Origin of the sequence: Phosphitispora fastidiosa (genome assembly GCF_019008365.1) — a bacterium.
GTDB lineage: Bacteria > Bacillota > Thermincolia > Thermincolales > UBA2595 > Phosphitispora > Phosphitispora fastidiosa.
The window spans coordinates 1-354 of record NZ_JAHHUL010000083.1; the positions used below are offsets into that span (position 1 = coordinate 1).

1 protein-coding gene is annotated in these 354 nt (G+C 51.4%); it reads right to left on the reverse strand.

Annotated features, from left to right (window positions below):
- Positions 1 to 354: CARDB domain-containing protein (locus Ga0451573_RS20475; protein WP_331459451.1), on the reverse strand; the 354-nt coding region annotated here is incomplete at both ends.

A 354-nucleotide genomic window follows, 5' to 3' on the forward strand; every position in this document is an offset into this window, starting at 1 on the left:
ACCGTTTTAACTGCGGTGTTGTTATTTCTGTTGACATCTTTAAGCTGATTCTCCGGGTCGGCGACAACCTTCAGTTCTATACTGCCTGCCTGCTGCGGTGCCGTCCAGTTGAAAGACCGGTCCGCCGAACCACCCTCTTCCAAAGTGACGGTTTCGGTCCGCAGCCTGCTGCCTCCGGCATAATAGCTGATCTTGAAAGTCTCTGCCCTGCTGCCCAGGTTGTTTAGGGTTACTGTGGCCATCTGGTCTGATCCGGTAGTTACCGGACACTGCTGCAGGATTTCTCCAACGTCGATATCAGTCCTCCTGGCTTTGACGATGACAATCTTTTTGTTATTGTTCCAGTTGATATCC